This window comes from Paenibacillus sp. FSL H7-0918, from assembly GCF_038007025.1.
GTDB lineage: Bacteria > Bacillota > Bacilli > Paenibacillales > Paenibacillaceae > Paenibacillus_AQ > Paenibacillus_AQ odorifer.
The window spans coordinates 1,907,384-1,920,923 of the sequence record NZ_JBBOWJ010000001.1 but is presented as its reverse complement, the minus strand read 5'-3'; the positions used below and the strand labels follow the sequence as shown (position 1 = coordinate 1,920,923).

Annotated in this window: 14 protein-coding genes; 9 read left to right on the top strand and 5 right to left on the bottom strand. The window is 45.9% G+C overall.

Going from position 1 to position 13,540, the window contains the following annotated elements:
• Positions 1-44 precede the first annotated feature (44 nt).
• The 8 genes from wecB to MHI15_RS08695 are packed head-to-tail and all read left to right on the top strand — an operon-like array spanning position 45 to position 7,003.
• Positions 45-1,139, top strand: a complete 1,095-nt coding sequence (wecB, locus tag MHI15_RS08730) for a non-hydrolyzing UDP-N-acetylglucosamine 2-epimerase (RefSeq protein WP_076195127.1) — start codon at positions 45-47, stop codon at positions 1,137-1,139.
• The gene (locus tag MHI15_RS08725) at positions 1,129-2,115 is read left to right on the top strand and encodes a polysaccharide biosynthesis protein (protein ID WP_036679704.1); all 987 of its coding nucleotides are present in this window, start codon (positions 1,129-1,131) and stop codon (positions 2,113-2,115) included. Before wecB ends, MHI15_RS08725 begins: the two co-directional genes overlap by 11 nt.
• The gene (locus MHI15_RS08720) at positions 2,112-2,951 is read left to right on the top strand and encodes a dTDP-4-dehydrorhamnose reductase family protein (protein ID WP_076195129.1); all 840 of its coding nucleotides are present in this window, start codon (positions 2,112-2,114) and stop codon (positions 2,949-2,951) included. The genes MHI15_RS08725 and MHI15_RS08720 overlap by 4 nt, the downstream gene beginning before the upstream one ends.
• On the top strand, positions 2,948-3,919 hold the full coding sequence (locus MHI15_RS08715; RefSeq protein WP_341164339.1) for an NAD-dependent epimerase/dehydratase family protein: 972 nt from the start codon (positions 2,948-2,950) through the stop codon (positions 3,917-3,919). The genes MHI15_RS08720 and MHI15_RS08715 overlap by 4 nt, the downstream gene beginning before the upstream one ends.
• Positions 3,916-4,632: a glycosyltransferase gene (locus MHI15_RS08710; RefSeq protein WP_076130428.1), complete on the top strand. Its 717-nt coding sequence runs from the start codon at positions 3,916-3,918 to the stop codon at positions 4,630-4,632. The genes MHI15_RS08715 and MHI15_RS08710 overlap by 4 nt, the downstream gene beginning before the upstream one ends.
• Before the next feature lie 5 nt (positions 4,633-4,637).
• Positions 4,638-5,213, top strand: coding sequence for a class I SAM-dependent methyltransferase (locus tag MHI15_RS08705; protein ID WP_076141519.1), 576 nt, complete (start codon positions 4,638-4,640; stop codon positions 5,211-5,213).
• A gap of 33 nt (positions 5,214-5,246) precedes the next feature.
• Positions 5,247-5,969 (top strand): glycosyltransferase family 2 protein, encoded by a 723-nt coding sequence (locus MHI15_RS08700; RefSeq protein WP_076141520.1) that lies wholly within the window; start codon positions 5,247-5,249, stop codon positions 5,967-5,969.
• Entirely contained in the window at positions 5,966-7,003 is a 1,038-nt protein-coding gene (locus tag MHI15_RS08695; protein ID WP_341164338.1) for a glycosyltransferase family 4 protein, read from the top strand. Before MHI15_RS08700 ends, MHI15_RS08695 begins: the two co-directional genes overlap by 4 nt.
• Before the next feature lie 76 nt (positions 7,004-7,079).
• Here the strand turns inward: MHI15_RS08695 and MHI15_RS08690 are convergent, their stop codons facing one another.
• On the bottom strand, positions 7,080-8,147 hold the full coding sequence (locus MHI15_RS08690) for a glycosyltransferase family 4 protein (RefSeq protein WP_339281393.1): 1,068 nt from the start codon (positions 8,145-8,147) through the stop codon (positions 7,080-7,082).
• Between the two features lie 201 nt (positions 8,148-8,348).
• Between MHI15_RS08690 and MHI15_RS08685 the strand changes: the two genes are divergently transcribed.
• The gene (locus MHI15_RS08685) at positions 8,349-9,383 is read left to right on the top strand and encodes a YhcN/YlaJ family sporulation lipoprotein (RefSeq protein WP_076281923.1); all 1,035 of its coding nucleotides are present in this window, start codon (positions 8,349-8,351) and stop codon (positions 9,381-9,383) included.
• Positions 9,384-9,464: 81 nt separating this feature from the next.
• Here the strand turns inward: MHI15_RS08685 and nagA are convergent, their stop codons facing one another.
• The 4 genes from nagA to MHI15_RS08665 all read right to left on the bottom strand — a co-directional run bounded on the left by nagA (position 9,465) and on the right by MHI15_RS08665 (position 13,458).
• Positions 9,465-10,649, bottom strand: a complete 1,185-nt coding sequence (nagA, locus tag MHI15_RS08680; protein WP_076130422.1) for an N-acetylglucosamine-6-phosphate deacetylase — start codon at positions 10,647-10,649, stop codon at positions 9,465-9,467.
• Positions 10,637-11,365 (bottom strand): glucosamine-6-phosphate deaminase, encoded by a 729-nt coding sequence (gene nagB / locus MHI15_RS08675; protein ID WP_076219324.1) that lies wholly within the window; start codon positions 11,363-11,365, stop codon positions 10,637-10,639. Before nagB ends, nagA begins: the two co-directional genes overlap by 13 nt.
• Entirely contained in the window at positions 11,365-12,243 is an 879-nt protein-coding gene (locus MHI15_RS08670) for a MurR/RpiR family transcriptional regulator (protein ID WP_076219325.1), read from the bottom strand. Before MHI15_RS08670 ends, nagB begins: the two co-directional genes overlap by 1 nt.
• Positions 12,244-12,477: 234 nt before the next feature.
• The gene (locus MHI15_RS08665; protein ID WP_076130419.1) at positions 12,478-13,458 is read right to left on the bottom strand and encodes a LacI family DNA-binding transcriptional regulator; all 981 of its coding nucleotides are present in this window, start codon (positions 13,456-13,458) and stop codon (positions 12,478-12,480) included.
• Positions 13,459-13,540 lie beyond the last annotated feature (82 nt).

The following is a 13,540-nucleotide window of genomic DNA, read 5'->3' as shown; positions in this document are numbered from 1 at the left end:
TGAGCCAAGTCAGACCATAATTAAACAGGCAGGGGAGTGAACTCATGAAGATCATGACGATTTTAGGCACGAGGCCTGAAATCATTCGCCTCAGTGTAATCATTCCGCTTCTCGACGAACATGCTGAGCGGCACATCCTGGTGCATACAGGCCAGAACTTCACCGCCAGTCTCAGCGGCATTTTCTTTGCTGAGCTGGGACTGCGGGCACCGGATTATGTGCTGCAGGATAAACAAGCAGGACTAGGCGGCCAGCTTGCCGCCATGTTCGGAGGGTTAGAAAGCATTTTACTAAAAGAACAGCCAGATCGCGTTTTGCTTCTGGGCGATACGAACAGCGCGTTATGCGCGATTTTGGCTGAACGTATGGGAATTCCGGTGGTGCATATGGAAGCGGGCAACCGCTGCTATGACCTCCAAGTACCAGAAGAGAAAAACCGCCGTGTCATCGACGCCGTTTCGACCATTAATATGCCTTATACGCAGCAGAGCAAAAGACATCTAATCAGCGAAGGTTTCCCCAGCAGGCGTATCGTGTTAACAGGAAATCCGATCCATGAGGTCATGACCCATTTTGAGCACAAAATCCAGACCAGCGACATTCTGGAGCAGCTGAAGCTTACCGCAGGACAGTATTTCCTAGTCACGGCCCACCGTGCTGAGAATGTAGATGATCCAGAGTCCCTTGTACAAATTATGTCGGGTCTTAACGCAGTGGCTGAGCATTTTGGAATTCGTTTAATATGCAGCATTCATCCTCGCACTCGCTCCAAACTTACCGAGCAATTTTCCCTTCCAATGAACCCACTAGTTGAATTTCATGAACCTTTCGGATTTTTTGATTTTGTCTATTTGGAACAGCACGCCTTATGTGCCATCACCGACAGCGGGACTGTACAGGAGGAATGCTGCTTGATGAAAGTGCCAACAGTTACGATTCGCAGAACGACGGAACGTCCAGAAACAGTGGATTGTGGCAGCAATGTAGTCTCAGGTGTAGATCAGAAAAGTATTCTGCGCAGCGTCAAGCTGATGACGGCGCTCAATCGGGATTGGGAGGCACCGGAAGGATACATGACTCCGGATGTTTCGGTCAAGGTAGTTAAATTCTTGCTTGGAGGGAACCTGCATGTTCAATAATAAAAGGATTGTGGTCACAGGCGGAACTGGTTCCTGGGGGCATGAGCTGATTAGGCAACTTCTGCCACAAAATCCTAAGGAAATCATCGTATTCTCCCGCAGTGAATCCGCTCAAGTGGCGATGAGCCGGGAGTTTGAAGATCAACGTCTCAGCTTTATCATTGGCGATATCCGTGACAAGGATGCGCTGATTGCAGCCTGCCGTGGCGTTGATTATATCTTTCATCTGGCGGCGCTCAAACATGTTCCAGTCTGTGAAGATCAGCCTTATGAAGCACTCAAAACCAATGTAGTGGGAACTCAAAATGTGATCGAAGCTGCCATTGTAAATGGCGTTGAGAAAGCAATTTACATCTCTACCGATAAGGCTGCGAACCCATCCAACTTCTATGGAATGACCAAAGCGATCGGGGAAAAATTGTTCGTTTATGCCAATCTGATTGGCTCAAACACCCGGTTCGTTACTGTACGCGGAGGTAATGTGCTCGGAACGAACGGCAGCGTAGTGCATTTGTTCATGAAGCAGATTAAGGATAAGGGTCAGGTACGCATTACGGATATGAAAATGACCCGCTTCTTTTTTACCCTACGCGATGCTATTACGTTATTATTTAAAGCTTCTGAGGTTAGCTTGGGTGGAGAAATCTTCGTAATGACTATGCCTACCTGCCGAATTATCGATCTTGCTGAGGTGCTGATTGAGGCTTCCGGAGAGTCCAATGTGAGTATTGTTGAGACCGGGATTCGTCCGGGGGAGAAAATCCACGAGATTCTGATGAGCGATTTCGAAAGCTTAACTACCGTTGTCTACGATGAACAGTATCTAGTAATTCTCCCTACGCTGAACATGCCGGAATTAAAGGCACATTATAGCGCTTATCCTCATGTCTCTTTCAATAGCTTCAGTTCAGAGACGAATCTGATGGATCGGGAAGAGATCAAAAGCATCTTGATCCGGGGAGGGTTCCTGCAATGAAGCTGCTTATCCTAGGTGGAAACGGTATGGCGGGGCATATGCTGGCGGATTATTTTCGCCGCCAGGGCAAGCATCACGTCTTCCATACAACCCGGGATAAGAGCGATCTTGGCGGGCTGTATGTAGATGCGAATGATATAGCCGGAGTTGAGAAGCTGGTCGATATCGTTTCCCCTCATTGCATTATCAATGCAATGGGGGTTCTCAATCAATTCGCGGAGCGTGACAAAATTGGGGCTTACCACGTGAATGGCTTTCTCCCTCATCACTTGTGGCGAAAGGCGGAGGATGTTCAGGCAAGGCTCATTCATATCAGTACCGACTGCGTGTTCGAAGGAACACGCGGAGGGTACACCGAAGAGGATGCTCCTGATGGAACCTCTGTATATGCAATTTCGAAAAGTCTCGGTGAGGTGCAAAAACCCGGGCATCTTACGATTCGCACTTCCATTATTGGTCCCGAAATCCGCTCAGGCGGTATTGGTCTGATGGATTGGTTCCTGGCGCAGAGTGGTAAAGTTTCAGGATACCGGCGGGTGATGTGGAACGGGGTCACAACGCTCCAATTAGCCAAAGCAGTGGATGTAATGCTGGATTCCCCCGTATCGGGGCTAATCCATTTAGCGCATCCAGAGCCGGTAAGTAAATATGAGCTGCTTCAGCATATTCAGGTGGCTTTTCATAAAGAAAATGTGGAGATCATCCCTGAGGATGAACATATTCAGGATCGTACACTAGTGAATACAAGAGCGGATGTCCTCTTGCCGCTGCCTTCATATCCTTTAATGCTGCAGGAACTGGCTGACTGGATGAAACAGTCAGAGATGTATTTATGACAGGTCAAAGACTTCTGATTACCGGAGCCGGTGGATTTACCGGGCAACATGCCGTTCGATTATTTTCGGCAGGAGGGGCTGAGGTTATCGCTGTATTGCGGCCGCAATCGACAGCTGCCTCCACTCTTTTTCCAGAAGGAGTAAAGATATATATTTGTGATTTAAGTGACCGGAAAGCAGTAGCTGAGATGATCAAGCAAACTACACCGGACGCTGTCCTTCATTTGGCTGGGAAGAACTCCGTACCCGAGTCATGGCTTAATCCCTTGCTTTATATGGAGACCAATGTGATGGCCACCTTATATTTACTGGAGGCCATGCGAAGCCTGCCGAGCAGTCGGATTCTAGTGGCTGGCTCCAGACTTAAGTTCAAACCGGGTGTGGTGGCTGGGCCACCACACCCGTACAGTCTTAGCAAAACAATAGAAGAGCTGGTGTCCCTCGCTTGGGGCACCTTATTTAAACAGCCGGTTCTGCTGGCTGAGCCCTGTAATCTGATTGGTCCCGGTCCTTCCACCGGCTTCTGCTCTTTATTAGCACAGCACATTGTCCGAAGTGAAGGCCAGCCAGAAGAGGAAATACCTCCATTTAAGCTCTCTTCTCGTTATGCGCTGCGTGATTTTTTAGATGTAAGAGATGCCGTTAGAGCTTATGATTACATTTTGCGTAAAGGTACAAATGGAACCATCTATCGCATCGATTCGGGGAAGCAGCGGGAACTCGGGGAGATCGCGGAGCAGTTGCTCAGTCATTCTGTAGGTCCAGTGCCAATGGACTGGGGACCTGCAGATGCTGAACGGGCTATTTCAGAGATCGCAGCCACAGCGGATAAGAAGGTTTATTCAGAAGCATCAACCCCTGAGGCTGATGTGACTTCACTGGGCTGGCTTCCGGAAATTGGGCTTAACCAATCGTTAATGGATATTTTGAATTATTACCGAGTTAGCGGGGAGGGGAGGTTGTTATGAGACCGAAGGTTTCGGTAGTGATTCCTTTTTATAATTGTCCTTATATTGAGCACGCCCTGCAAAGTGCGTTCTCCCAGTCTTGGGAACCTTACGAAATCATTGTTGTCGATGACGGCTCGCATGCCCATAGCAATCTAATTACACCGTATCTTTCCCGAATTCATTATTTGGGCAAAGGCAATGGGGGAACCGCCTCCGCACTGAATCACGGCATATTGAATGCAACGGGTGACTATGTGGTCTGGCTTAGCTCGGATGATTTATTTTATCGGGATAAGATCAACAATCAGGTTCTGTTCATGGAGCAGAACCACTTGTTAATCTCCTATACCAACTTTAATTATATTAACGCTCAATCGCAGCTGGTTCAGCTGAATGCTGCGCCATTGTTTCCTAGTCACCTGGATTACTTACGTTGTTTTTTACACGGTAATCCCATTAATGGCTGTACGGTGATGTTTAAACGAGAGGTATTTGGAGCCATCGGGCTTTTTGATGAATCACTTCCTTACACCCATGATTATGACTTATGGTTCCGCGCCATTCTGAACGGATATCCACCGGTGATGTTGAATCAATCCCTCACAGCTTACCGGACGCATGAGGGCATGGGAACGATCAAATATTTTGATGTAATTATGGCAGAGGCAGCTGCGACCAATGCCCGCTACAAGAATTCGCTGCAGCACTTGATTTCTTCTATGGGGGGCTGAAGGTAATGTACCGGGAAATTGAAGTGAATGACTTTCTGCCAGTCTTACTGGAACAGTTGAAATTCTGCCAGAGTATTCTGGATATCGGCAGCGGCACCGGTACCCTGCTTGAACGATATGAAGCCGCAGTAGTGCTTGGATTAGAAATTCACAGGCCGTACCTGCTGCATCGTCAATATAAGTCACCTCATATTATTCCGGTACATGCAGATGCCAGTCATATGGATAAATTATTCCTCCCCAAAACATTTTCAGCGGTTACCTTTATTGATTCAATAGAGCACTTTAATAAAAATGAAGCGAAGACTCTGCTAGGGATGGCCGAAAGAATCGCCAATAACCGAGTAGTTGTATTTACCCCTCGGGGCTTTTTTCCACAGGAGGGTATGGATCATTATCATTTGCAGGGAGAGTATTTTCAAAAGCATCGGAGCGGATGGGAGCCGGAGGATTTTATTGCACTTGGGTATGAGGTAACGGTACTTAAAGGTTTCCATCATGCCCAAAACCCATCGTTTCGTGAAGCATTCGGGGAGGGCCATGCACCAGTAGATGCCCTGCTTGCTTGTAAAACAGTATAAAAGTTGAGCTCCGGGTGAAGGAGGTGAGCGCGTATGAGTGAAGAACCTAAAGTATCGGTGATCATCCCATTTTATAACTGTTCGTATGTGGATCTCGCCATCCAAAGTGTCTTGGATCAAAGCTATCCGAATATAGAACTTATTGTAGTCGATGACGGTTCTACCCTATGGCTGGAGAAGTTGGCCCCCTTCCGTGACAGAATCATTTATATACAAAAGAGTAATGGAGGGACGGCTTCTGCTTTGAACAAAGGGATAGAAGTGGCTACCGGAACGTATTTTGCCTGGCTCAGTGCAGATGATCAATTTCACCCGGATAAAATCAAAAACCAAATAGAAAAGCTCAAAAGTACGGGTACTTTGTTTAACTATACAGCCTATTATTATATAAATGAGCAGGGAGAACGGATCTCAGATACGGTAAGTATGCTTTTTAGCAGCAGAGCCCATTTTATTGAGACTATGATGTTGGGTTGTCCGGTGAATGGGAGTACAGTTCTTCTTCATATGGATATATTTCGTGCTGTAGGAACGTTCGATGAAATGTTGTTATATACTCAAGACTATGATTTATGGCTGCGTATTTTACCGCATTTTAGCTGGTCTTATATTGAGTATCCGCAGCTTGATTATCGAGTGCATCAAGAGATGGGCTCAGTGATTTATAGTGAGGCGCAGAAAAGAGAGATAGAACAGGTACAAGCAAACCATCATGGGGTTCTATCGCATCTGCTGCTAAAGGAGAGAGGGGAATGAAATTAATATTTCCTGTTCTAACTCTATCTAGGGGCGGAGCACAACGGATGCTGGCAGAACTGGCTAATCGTCTGTCAGAGATCGGTCATGAAATTACGATCCTCTTGCCCAGCGATGGTGTCGTTGAATACGAGATAAATTGTGAATTGCGTTATGCGGCAGATGGTGATTTGTCGGCCAGCGATTTTCCAGTGGGGGACGTGATTGTCTCCAACTTTTATACCACAGTCGAGGTATCGCAGCAGGCAAGTAATGAGGGAAAAGGGATTCATATTCGTTTAGCGCTTTGCTACGAGCCCACTTTTTTACCTGACAATAGCCGTTCTTTTGCATCCTATAGTTTAACCAGCAATCTGCTTGTACTATCCCGTTGGCAGCAAGAAATCGTCCAGATGAATCATGGGATTAAGGGGACAATCGTGCCCATTGGTGTGAATCCTGTTTTTAGAAATTTGAACATTCGTGAACCTGAAAATAAGCTTGTAGTTTCCGCGGTTATGCGAAAGCCAGAGGGTGGATTCTCAGGCCATCGTGAACAAGACTATTTGCTTGAACAGTTAAATCGGGTCAGAAGACTTCATCCAGAAGTTGAACTTTATTTGATCATTCCTCCTGGTGAATTTGCTGAGTCGACTACCCTGCAAACTTTATTAGCGGACGAACGATATCATATAAGGACTCCTGCAAATGATACTGAGCTTTGTTACCATTATAGTGAGAGCGATATTTTTGTAAGCTCAAGTACGTATGATACGGGATCGCTACCAGGCATCGAGGCTATGCGTTGTGGAGCAGCGCTCGTTACTGTTTACTCCGGTGGGAATATGGAATATGGCAGGCATGGCCATAACTGCTTAATGTCCTACCGGTTTGAGAATCGGCTCGCGGATGATATCATAACCTTGATCAAAGACCCTGATTTGCGCCAGCGGCTTGCTCGTAGGGGTGAACAGGATTCACAACGTTTCACTTGGGAAAAAAGCACACAATTGTTTCAGAATGCGTTGTTTGAGATCGTAGCGAGGAACTCTTAATAATATGTCCTTAAAATATAAAAAACCTTCAATACCACGTGAGAAGTGGCTTGAAGGTTTTTTTGCATGATATCGGTTAGAAGATGGCATAGGAATTCATCATTTCACGAAAAGATTGCGCATACTTCTCGGTTCCGAAGCGTGAGACCATATATCCTCTTCCTTGCTGGCGGAGACCCTCTCGCAGAGGAATATTGTTCATAAGCTCCAGTCCTTCGTTGACGGCAGTTGGAATATTGCCAAGCGGGTAAAATTTACCCGTGACATTATGAACAATAAAGGATCTGACACCATCGGAATCTGTACTAAGTACTGGACAAGTGCAGCAAATCGCTTCGGCAACAGCATATCCAAATCCTTCTGTAATGGAGGTAGCTAACAGGAATCCACCCGAATTAGCGATCGAGGAATAATAAATGGGCATTACATGATTAGGAATATTGGTAAAAGTACTTAGACGATCATTCAGCCCTAGGGCGTGTAGCTCCTCCTGAAAGGATTGTTTCTGATCCTCTGCGGCTAAATTAGGATCATGGAACATCCACAAATGAATATCTGGTTTATAAAGGCGAATATCATGGGCGATTCTCAAATATTCCCGCCAATTTTTATTGCTCTCTAGCCGGCCTACCCAAGCGATAACCGGATTAGCGGGAGGTTCAGCAGGGATATGCTGAAAGGACTGGACATCAACAATATTCGGAATTACATAACGATGCAGCCAGGGACAGATTTCAATAAACAGCTCCAATAAATGATCGGTTGGCGGGATTAGTACCGCATTACAATAAGAACGTAAATAAGGGACGGCATCTCTGATCAGAGTTTCCGCATGACTGCGTTTTCCAAGGCCTTGAGATTCGTATATCATAATACCGCGGTAACCGAGTTCACGCAGACGTTTCAGTAATAAATAATCAGATGTAACAATAATGGCATCGTAATTATGGGTCTCCAGCAAATTTTTAATTTCTTCATCTGAAGATGAGACAAATACCGGAAAATTGGTCGTATTCTGGCCTGAACCCGGCATTAGATATAAAACATGGCATTCGATCCCACTTCGCTGGAGACTTTCACATCGCAGCTTATTTAATGTCTCCACCCCGCCACTCGGTACATAAAACGTAAATAGAACTTTCATGCACAAGCCTCCTGACTTTTGCGGAGTAATACCGACTTGTTGAGATATGGCTTACTGTTTATAAGATACGCCAATCTGCACTCGCGGGTGACGGTCAAAGCGGCATAGTTCCAAATCCTTTCAGGATAGCTTGTTCTTCAGAAGGTCATCCTAACGATCGTACACTGCACACATACAACATTAGAGATGGAGGATGAATTCATGTTGCGATCCAAGATCAGTATGTCAGTCTCAGCTGCATTGCTTCTCGGCTTGGTGAGTATTACAGGGTGTGGAACCAATACGGCAGAAAAATCGAATGTGCAAACCAATAGTGTCCGGGGAGTAAATGATGGGCGTATTGGTGTGAATTCCGTACGCGGTGGCACGCATAACATCACTAAGATGGAAGTTAGTCAGGAGCTTGCAGACCGGATTGCTGCAATGCCTGAAGTCCGCTCAGCGAATGTAATGCTTGCAGGGAAAAGCGCGTATGTAGCAGTAACTTTAAACGATGCAACTGCTGGCCTGCGTGCCAAAGGGACTCCATCGTATCGGGCAAAATCCTCAACCACTCCTCACAATTACGGACCGACTGGCGTAATGTCTGGTACAGGAAGAGTGAAAATTGGCCGTGATGGAATGAATGATACTGGAGCCGTAACCAATGGTATGAACGGAGCCTTAAAAGGTACTGTAAATACAGTTCCTGGTACAACAAGTACTGGACCGGCAACCAGAAATGGAATCAATGGCATGGGTAATTTGGGAGCGGATATGTTGGGAACAGGAACAGGTACAGGTACTATGGGAACAGGTACGACAAGAAACCATACTTATAATAATGGTCCTCTGCTGAACAGCAATGGCTCGAAACATGATGTAGATATGGGGATGGGAAAAGGTATGGGAACTGGAATGGGAATGGGCATGCGCAGTACCACTCCTAGTACCCATGATACGAATTACAGAAGTAATTCGACGCATATGTACAACACCAATAGCACGAATAACACAAATAACACCATAAATACAAGAGAAACAGAAACAGTTACCAAAGCAATTAAAGATAAAATTGCTGCGGAAGTTAAAAAACATGATGCGAGAATTAAGGATGTATACGTATCAGCAAATCCTGACTTCGTGGAACGCGCCAATGTTTATGCTGAAGAGGCTCGTGCCGGTCATCCGATAAAAGGATTTGTGGATGAATTCCGCACCATGGTTGAACGAATTTTCCCAACTCGTAATTATTAATGATTTTTGTGATCTAAATAAAAAAGCAACAATCTCACCATCTGGAGAGAATTGTTGCTTTTTTGTTTGGAGCTAATTTTATTAAGTGGTGATTGGACGTCCGCCGATCCATACGCCGCGAATATTAAATTCAGCATCAAGGCGTAGGATATCGCCGCGTTTTCCAGCCTCCAAGGAGCCAATGCTTCGTTCCATTCCAATGGACGCCGCTGGCGTAAGGCTTGCAGCGCGGGAGGCCTCTTCCAAGGTGAGTCCTACCTCTTGGATCAGATAACGGAAGCCGCGAATCATCGTTAGTGTGCTTCCAGCTAGAGCAGCGGGATTATCTTTAAGGGTAGCGATGCCATCTTGAACGAGTACAGGTAAATCACCGATTGTATATTCACCATCACTAAGTCCAGTTGCAGACATGGCATCAGTAATCAGTAATAAATTGTTCTCTTTCTTGAGACGGGTCAATATAGAAATGGCTGCGGGATGAACATGAATCCCGTCGGCTATAATCTCTGCGCGAATGCGCTTATCGAACAAAATAGCTCCAGCCGCTCCAGGCTTACGGTGATGTAGGGGTGTCATCGCATTGAACATATGCACGGCTTGGTTAAGTCCAGCATCTGCTGCGGCAATAACCTCTTCAAAGGAGGCATCCGTATGCCCGAGCGCTGCAGTTATACCGTGCTTGCGCAGCCAGAGAATAGCTTCGAGGGCACCTTCACGTTCCGGAGCAAGCGTGACTTGCCGGATCATTCCTGGATAATCGTTCTCCCATTGTGCTAGCCACTCAATATTGGCAGGAACAATATGCTCTGGATTTTGTGCGCCGGACCATTTCGGGCTGATGAAGGGTCCTTCCAAATGCATGCCTGCGATTTGTGTGTAAGGCATTTCAGCAGCGCGATAAGCGCTGACTTCGGAGAATACTTGGTCAATAGCAGACTTGGAAGCGGTCATGGTTGTAGCCAGCATTGTTGTTGTTCCTTGGGAACTATGGAACTTAGTGATGGCATTCAGCGATTCAGTATCACTGTACATAAAGTCGTGGCCAGCTCCACCATGAACATGTACATCTACAAATCCGGGGATCAGAAGATCCGTTGCTTGACCACTGGCAGGCCAATGCGCGTAACGCTCTGGAAGCCAAGCCGCATCGCCAGCATAGTGGATCTGCTCTCCAGATACGGCAATCACACCGTGCTCAATTAAACCTTGGGGAGTCAGTACCTTACCGAACAGCAACTGTTCTAGTTCTTTATTTATTTCAGCCATTTGCCTGCTCCTTCATCTACGAGAACGATTACATTTGGATGGCTCTGCAGCAAAGATGCAGGGCATTGGGTTGTAATCGGGCCTTCAACAGCATTGCGGATGGCTTCAGCTTTGCCAGCACCACGAACTAATAAGAGGATTTGGCGTGCTTTTAGGATGCCTCCAATGCCCATTGTGATCGCTTGCCGAGGGACCTCATCCAAACTGTCAAAGAATCTAGCATTTGCTTCCCGGGTATCTTCAAGCAGGTCGACGACATGGGTTTTGCTGCTGAGGTTAGCATCGGGTTCGTTGAATCCAATGTGGCCGTTGCTGCCAATACCGAGAATCTGCAAGTCAACGGGTCCGTTTTCTTCCAGCATTTTATCGTATGCAAGGCATTCTGCTTCCATATCCGCTGCGTTTCCGTTAGGGATATGTGTCTGTCCTGAATCAATATCTATATGGTTAAATAATTGCTCGTTCATGAAACTGCGATAGCTCTGTGGATGGTCGACAGGCAAGCCGATATACTCATCCAGATTAAAGGAAGTTGCTTTAGAGAAACTCACAAGTCCTTTTTGGTGCATTTCAACTAATTTGGCATAAACCCCAACTGGGGAGCTTCCGGTTGCAAGACCGAGCACGGCTTTAGGATTGCTTTGCAGCAGGCTGGCAATAAGATTCGCACCCGTTTGTACGAAATCTTCATCACTATGGAACTTTAGAATATTCATTAGGATTGTCCTCCTCGTTTGTTTCGGTATTGTTGGACATTGAGATAAGATTGCTCCAGTCTAGGAATAAAATCCCCAAAACGGGTGCTGACCATTCCAGTGAACAAAATATCAATGATGTGAAGCTGAGCTATGCGTGAGGCCATGTCTCCCCGGCGCATGCCTTTCTCCAAAGATGAGGAGAATAGGGGGATATCCGCCAGAGTAGCCAAGGTGCTGCTGCCATAAGAGGTTAGTGCGATAGTGCTTGCTCCGCTAGCCTTCGCACACATCAAGGCATCAATGGTCTCGGGAGTCTCTCCCGAATAGGATACTGCAAATACGACATCACCTTCGGAGAGTGATGAAGCAGAGGTAATCTGCATATGGGAATCAGCAAAAGCAGTACAATTTACGCCTATGCGGATCAGCTTCTGATAGAAATCCTGAGCGACAATGGAAGAGGTCGCCATCCCGTATAGATCAACGCGGCGTGCTTGGCACAATAAATGAACTGCTGCCTGCAATCGCTCCAGATCTAACAGTGAGGTAGTATCCCGGATGGAGGTCAGATGGTTCGTCTGCATCGCTTCCACAATCACGGAGAGTGGGTTGCCGGCTACAATATCTTGATAAGAAGAGCCACCATCCTGCGGCGCGGCATCACTATGAGCAATTTCTGCTGCCAGCTTCACCTTGAAATCCGGAAAGCCTTTAAAATGAAGCACCTTACAGAAACGTGTGATCGTTGCCGGGCTTATTCCGCATTGTTCTGCTAATTCTGTAATGCCCATATGAACGATTTCGCCTGGTGAGGAGAGAATTCGTTCAGCCAGCTTTCGTTCCATTTGAGAGAGCTTGGCCTTCTCATGCTCGAGTGCATGCAGTATTGGGGACATCCATTCATCCACCTCGTTTCAATGGGGTATTGAAATTATTTTTATGATTATTAACTAAATGCAGAAAATTATTTTCATATTTAGGATAAAACAAATTCCATTCGGAAGCAAGGGATAAAAATGAATACTAAAGGGGAATATGCAAAAATAAAAAACGGTCTATTCGCAGAAGGCTGCAAAGTGGACCGTTAAAATGATGTAATTACTGAGATATAAGATGAAAAGGATACTATACTATACTGTATTGCGTTCTATAATACGGTACTCAAGCTTGCGGTGAACGGGTTGTCCATCATTTCGCTGGATCTGATCATAGATAATCCGAAAAGCGGATATGCCCATTTCAGTTAACTGATTATCTACAGTGGTCAGACCTAACGTTCGGCCGATAGGCTGATCATCAAATCCAATGACGGCCAAATCTTCAGGAATGCGGATACCCTTTTTCCAAGCTTCGATGATTAAACCAGCCGCTATATGATCGCCTGCTGAAATAATCAGGGCATCAGGACGATTCTTCATCTGCAGCAGTTGGTGAAGTACGCGGGCACCGTCCTCTTCGGTCAGACAGTTATAGATCATCCATTCATCATTGTAAGGCTGATCTGTAGCTTCTAGAAAGTCTCTAAAGGCAATTTGGCGGATAGAGCTGCTGCTGCCGTGTGGTCTTCCTTCACAGTAGCCAATATGGCGGTAACCTTTATCATTCAAATATTGAAGGCCACTGCGAAAAGCAGAATAATGCTCAATATATACAGAAGAAAATTGGCGTTCTCCCCTATCCTGACATACCACAATAGGACCATAAGCTGTATATTCTTCAATAGCTTCTGAGCTCATTGTTGAAGAGACCATAACTACACCGTCAATTTCTTTGTTCCGCAGCATCTCAAGCACCTTAATTTCTTCTTCCGTACGATAATCGGTTTGGCAGAGAACGAGCCGGTATTGAGCCAGCAGTGCTTCTTGAGCCAAGCCTGCAATAATGACTGAGAAATAAAATAAGTTGGTATACGGAATAATAACAGCTATAGCTTGAGTCCGCCCAGTGATCAGATGCACGGCGTTCATATTACGCGTGTAGTTTAATTTTTCAATAGTATTTAGGACTGCGGTTCGTTTGACTTCACTTACATAAGGGTGATTATTGAGCACCCGCGAGACTGTTGTCACGGAAACACCAGCCATACGGGCAATTTCTTTAATATTAGCCATTAGAGTACAACAGCCTCCCTTTTGTGCTTGTGTATAGTCATTTTATTTTATCATATTGTCCGCAAATTACCTCCCAAATAAA